Source organism: Oleiphilus sp. HI0128, from assembly GCF_001635365.1.
Window position 1 is genome coordinate 1 of record NZ_LWGG01001354.1, and the last position, 931, is coordinate 931.

A 931-nucleotide genomic window follows, 5' to 3' on the forward strand; every position below is an offset into this window, starting at 1 on the left:
GATGTGCTTGCCTGGAACTTCCGCTCATGCAGTGGCGAACCAAACAGAAAGCTCCAGTCATACCACAGCGGTCAAACAGGAGACTTACAATACGTTGTTAAGCATGCCATAGCACAAGGTTACGAAGAGGTCTGCTTAGTTGGCTTTAGCATTGGTGGCAATAAGACACTTTTATACCTTGGCCGCGAATCCGAAGACGTTCCCAAAGAAGTCAGCGGCGCCGTTACCTTTTCTGTTCCATGTGATTTAACTAGCAGCTCAAAACAGTTAGCGCTGCCACAGAATAAAATTTACATGAAAAATTTCCTGTTCAGCCTTAAAGCAAAACTTAAAGAAAAAAAGCTTCGTTTCCCGCAAGAAGTTGACCTAACAGGTTTTAGAAAACTGAAAACCTTTTACGACTTTGACCAGCGCTACACTGCACCATTAAACGGCTTTGCTAGTGCAGAAGAATACTGGTACAAATCGAGTTCTAGCAGGTATATAGAACAGATAAATACACCAACACTACTTATCAGCGCGTTAGATGACCCATTCCTCACAAAGCAATGTTTCCCACATGAAGCAGCGAAGAGCAACCCTTGCTTCGAGCTAGAAACACCACGTTTTGGTGGTCATGTTGGCTTTATGGGCTTTAACAAAGAAGGACTCTACTGGTCAGAAGAACGTGCGATTGAATACTTAAATCGCTTAAGCCGGTTTTAAAGCTTAAAGCCAGCTCTCAATTGCCTCGTGTGCCTGAACATTCTCCGCTCGAGCCTGCAAACCACCCTCACTCAAATAAACGCTAAACCGAGCCCGGTCTTTCATAGGAATAAAGGTACCACTCCCGTAAACCAAGCTCGCCCCTGGCAGCCACTTATAACTAGTTAGCCATTGCTTAAAATCTCTAAGCACAGGCAGCGTATTTTCTGAGCCCTTGTCAGCCTGC

At 44.9% G+C, this 931-nt stretch carries 1 protein-coding gene and 1 pseudogene; one reads left to right on the forward strand and one right to left on the reverse strand.

Annotation, left to right across the window (positions count from 1 at the left end; all coding sequences use genetic code 11):
* The coding region (locus A3763_RS29100) for a YheT family hydrolase (RefSeq protein WP_068760555.1) at positions 1 to 705 on the forward strand (705 nt) is incomplete at its 5' end.
* Between the two features lie 3 nt (positions 706 to 708).
* Here the strand turns inward: A3763_RS29100 and A3763_RS29105 are convergent.
* A pseudogene (locus A3763_RS29105) lies at positions 709 to 931 on the reverse strand (hypothetical protein); the annotation flags it as partial.